This is a genomic window from Streptomyces sp. NPDC058086 (genome assembly GCF_042885015.1).
Classification (GTDB): domain Bacteria; phylum Actinomycetota; class Actinomycetes; order Streptomycetales; family Streptomycetaceae; genus Streptomyces.
Genome location: NZ_JBHVST010000241.1, coordinates 1 through 4,199, shown reverse-complemented (window position 1 = coordinate 4,199; position 4,199 = coordinate 1). Strand labels below are relative to the sequence as shown.

The following is a 4,199-nucleotide window of genomic DNA, read 5'->3' as shown; positions in this document are numbered from 1 at the left end:
GGCAGGACCTCCCGCTCGATGTCCCGTCCGGCCAGCGAGTAGTACACCTGCTGGGACACAAACCGCTCCAGCCCACGCACCTGCGAGGCACCGAGGAAACCCAGCACGGCGGACACGCAGCCATACCCCAGCCTCCGACCAACACCCGCCTACCGAGCACTAATTGAGATACAAACCCTCAGGACGCACCAGAACTGTCAGATCGGGGTGTACCTCGCCTACGCCACCGGCCGCGGACGCACACTGATCGACCGCCGTCTGTATCTGCCCACCTCCTGGACGGACGACCGGGAACGCTGCCACCGGGCGGGCATCGACGACACGGTCAGTTTCGCAACGAAGGTGGCCATGGCCAAGGCGATAAAGTTGGTGACCAACTGGCTCGCGGATGTCGCGGAGGGATGACAGCTCTGCCGCAGCAATGAGCATGGGACGGCCAGCCATCCGTCAGGATGGCGTTCTCTGATGAACTACGCGACGTCGTGACACGTTGAACAGTTCCGGGAGGCAGCGGCAGGCAGTCAGAGGAGGATCTTGTGGATGAGGAATCGCTGGAATCACCTCCAAGTGACGATGAGCTACCGTCGGCAGATGTGGCCTCTCCGAAAGATCTTGCTCATGCCATTCGTGCTCTCGGAGGTCTCGCTCCAAAGTTGGCGGGGTCAGGTTGCTCCGAAGAACTCAAGGTCGAGCAGTACCGACGGATCCGGCGCGTCGCCGACTGGATTTGCGCCGCCACCACCACTCTCATGGCCCGGGACGGCGACCTTCCCGGTGCTTTGGACGCTTGGGGCGATCTAGAGCCAGGAGAGCTGAGCCACGCCATGCTCATAGCCACGCTGATGAGCAATGGCGGGTCCCATATCGTGCCGCCTTCCGCCATGACGTCAGACGCGCTAGCGGGGCGTGATGGAGCACTGCACGCCGCCGCCTTGGAACAGCTACCCAACGGGCTCATCCGTATTTCTGTCTGCCCACGGCCCGACGCCGACAACGCAGGCACGGACTCCGACTACACGTAGCCGGATTTTAGACCGTGTCCTACGTGGTGAGGCGGACCAGTCGTTTGTAGCTGCACAGGGCAGCGGCCAAGCCTCGGAAGGTAGTTGCGGGGATTTCGCTCGTAGCGGGGGCTCAGGCGCCGACAGCCAGAGAGCCATCGGGTAGGCCACCAACTACGCGTCCCAGGCGATGGCATAGCAGGTCGCCGGTCCGACCGTAACTTCCTTTTGCCAGGCGCTGGAGACCCCGGCCCTGAACCGTGATCATGGTCCGCGTTCAGGGCAACAAAGGATCGCAAACCGACGAGGTGGCGGGGGCTGCGGCGGAACACACTCGTTCCAGGAAGAGAACCGTGCAAGTCGCCTCACAGTGGTCTCTTTTCAGACACCCGCCCGGCTTTACGAGAAGGGCTTGCTTCACTGACCGGGCCGCGGGCCCGAGCGCTGGAGCAGGTCGAGCGCAAGGTCGACGATCATGTCTTCCTGCCCGCCGATCAGACCGCACCGACCGACCTCGATGAGAAGGTCCCGGACGTCTATGCCGTACCGCTGCGAGGCCGTTTCGGCGTGGCGAAGGAAGCTGGAGTAGACGCCGGCGTAGCCGAGAGTCAGTGTCTCCCGGTCAACCCGGATGGGCCGGTCCTGCAGCGGCCGCACGATGTCGTCAGCGGCCGCCTGAAGCGTGAACAGGTTGCAGCGGTGCTTCCAGCCGGAGAGGTCGGCCACCGCGACGAAAGGCTCGATCGGGCAGTGCCCGCCTCGGCACCGTGGCCGGCAAGTGAGGCGTCGACACGGGTGACGCCCTCCTCCACGGCCACAACACCGTTCACCACCGAGAGCGAGAGGTTCTCGTGAGCGTGGATGCCGATCTCCGTCGACGAGTCGAGCACGTCACGGTAGGCACGGATCCGCTCGCGAACCCCGTCCATCGTCAACCGCCCGCCGGAGTCGGTGACATAGACGCAGTGGGCACCGTAGGACTCCATCAGCTTCGCCTGCTCGGCCAGCTTCTGGGCCGAGGTCATGTGGCTCATCATCAGGAAGCCGGAGACGTCCATGCCGAGTTCGCGGGCGGTCGCGATGTGCTGGGCGGACACGTCGGCCTCGGTGCAGTGGGTGGCCACCCGGACGGAGCGGACGCCCAGACTGTGGGCCCTGCGCAGTTCTTCGATCGTGCCGATGCCGGGCAGCAGCAGTATGGTGAGCCGGGCCCGGGTGATGTTCGCGGCATCTGCCTCGATCCACTCCCAGTCGCTGTGGGAGCCCGGACCATAGTTGAGCGACCCGCCGGCGAGACCGTCCCCGTGGGCGACCTCGATTCCGTCTACTCCGGCGGCGTCGAGGGCTGCCGCGATCCGGGCCACGTCCTCGGATTTGATGCGGTGGCGGACGGCGTGCATGCCGTCCCACAGGGTGACGTCCTGGACGAAGATGGCGGCTCATCGGGTGGTCGCCTTCCGCAGTGCGATCTGCTCGCCGACCCGCAGGGCCGCCGAGGTCATGATGCCGAGGTTTCCGGCATGCGCCGGGAGGCCCCGTAGGTTCCGCGGACCGCTCGCGGGCTTCGGCGATCTTCTCCGTCAGCCCGGCATCGCGGACCGCCCGCGGACCGATGCGGCTTCCGGGGCGGTGGACTGCGGAAAGGATGCGGGATGACGCAGTGCTGCGAGAGCGAGGACGACCGCGGCGAGCAAGAAGGTGGTGCTGATCCAGCCGAGGCTGGACGGGCCCCAGGCCCCCAAGGCTGCTCCGCCGACCGCACCGCCGATGCCCATCCCGAGGTACTGGGCGGACGCGTTCAGGCCCAGCAGCAAAGGCGTGGCTTGGGGAACGAGCTCCACGAGAAGTTTCAGATGTGAGACGTACTGGATCACACTGGGCACGCCGAGGAGCGCAACCCACACCAGGGCCCCGATGAACCAATGACGCCCTACAGGAACCATGGCCAGGACAGCGGCGAAGCAGGCCAGGGCGGTGAAGCGGACCTTGCGCGGGTCGCGGGTATCGGCGAGCTTGCCGCCGATCGTAGTGCCGACGACTGCCATGCTGCCGTACACGCACAGGAGGACAGAGAGCTTGGTGGCGTTGCCGCCGGTGGCCGGGTTCAGCACCGGCCCCAAGTAGGTGTAGAGGGTGTAGAAGCTGCTGAAGACAAGCATCGCCAAGGCCAATGCGGCTACCACGCGTCGATCGCCCAGCGGGGCGAGACGATCACGCAGCTTGGTCGGAATGGGCAGCTGGATGTGGGGGATGGCGCGAGTCACGCCGACCAGAGCGATGGCACCGAGTGCGGCGACCAGCCACATCGTGGCGCGCCAGTTCATCGTGCCGCCGATGAAGGAACCGATGGGGACGCCAAGGGCTGTGGCGACGGTGAGGCCGCCCATGACGGTGGCGATGGCTCGCCCCATGCTTTCGGGCGGAGCGATGGCTGCTGCCACGGCCGAGGCGTTGGGGGTGTAAAGCGATGCGCCGGCGGCAGCTACGACCCGAGAGGCCATGACCAGGGCGTAGGTGGGGGCGAGCGCGGTGGCCACGTTGCCGAGGACGAACAGGGTCAGGGCGGCGAGCAGCACGTGCTTACGAGACATCCGGGCGGTCAGGGCCGCAAGGAGCGGGGACAGGATCGCGTAGGAGAGGGCGAAGACGGTGACGAGCTGACCTGCGGCGGACTCCGAGACCTGGAGATCCCTGGACATGGGAGCGACGAGGCTGGCGGTCACGAGTACGTCGATGCCGATCGCGAACGTCCCCACCGCCAAGGTGATCAAGCGGGTCCTCATCCGAGAGCCTCCTCGAGCATGCCTTCGGCATGCTTGCTCCTGGGCGTCTGGTCTGGGTGCCGTGCGAAGCACGTCGACACGTCAAGGACCTACGGCACTTGGTCGTGTATGGCTCGCGCCTGGGTCAGCGCTCGGAGACTGGGGGTCGGTGAGCTGTTGCGTGAGTGCGACGCCGGACGGGGGCGCCGACCTGGTCGGCCGTACCATCGACGGCGGCTGCGCCGCTCCGGCGAGCACACCTTCCCGCTGCTGCGCGGAGGCCAGTGATCGGGCCCTTCGACGGGCCTGGCTGTGGGTGCGGCGCTCGACGATGAACGTACCGGGACCGGCGTTCGGCCGACTTCCGGCGTACGCCGGTCGCGGTCGGCGCCGGGTCAGGACTTCAGGGGCAGGCGGTCGTCGGGCCGGCCCTGAC

Annotated in this window: 2 protein-coding genes and 3 pseudogenes; 2 read left to right on the top strand and 3 right to left on the bottom strand. The window is 66.7% G+C overall.

Translation table 11 applies throughout. The features are described from left to right. Positions 1–189 precede the first annotated feature (189 nt). Together ACFVWD_RS57615 and ACFVWD_RS57610 are read left to right on the top strand one after the other, a co-directional pair. Positions 190–357, top strand: a pseudogene (locus ACFVWD_RS57615) (transposase); the annotation flags it as partial. A gap of 179 nt (positions 358–536) precedes the next feature. Beyond that, complete coding sequence (locus ACFVWD_RS57610) at positions 537–1,022, top strand: hypothetical protein (protein WP_389607126.1); 486 nt, start codon at positions 537–539, stop codon at positions 1,020–1,022. A 19-nt stretch (positions 1,023–1,041) separates the two neighbouring features. Here the strand turns inward: ACFVWD_RS57610 and ACFVWD_RS57605 are convergent. The 3 genes and pseudogenes from ACFVWD_RS57605 to ACFVWD_RS57595 form a co-directional block, all read right to left on the bottom strand. Further along, positions 1,042–1,165, bottom strand: a pseudogene (locus tag ACFVWD_RS57605) (IS5/IS1182 family transposase); the annotation flags it as partial. Between the two features lie 253 nt (positions 1,166–1,418). Beyond that, positions 1,419–2,401: pseudogene (gene dmpG / locus ACFVWD_RS57600) on the bottom strand (4-hydroxy-2-oxovalerate aldolase). Between the two features lie 180 nt (positions 2,402–2,581). Next, positions 2,582–3,784 carry an MFS transporter gene (locus ACFVWD_RS57595; RefSeq protein WP_389607125.1) on the bottom strand — a complete coding sequence of 401 codons (1,203 nt, stop codon included), beginning with the start codon at positions 3,782–3,784 and terminating at the stop codon, positions 2,582–2,584. Positions 3,785–4,199: the final 415 nt, after the last annotated feature.

What these genes read in the sequence shown, in the direction of transcription:
- ACFVWD_RS57595 (WP_389607125.1), bottom strand. Translation starts at nt 3,784, where the DNA reads ATGAGGACCCGCTTGATCACCTTGGCGGTGGGGACGTTCGCGATCGGC.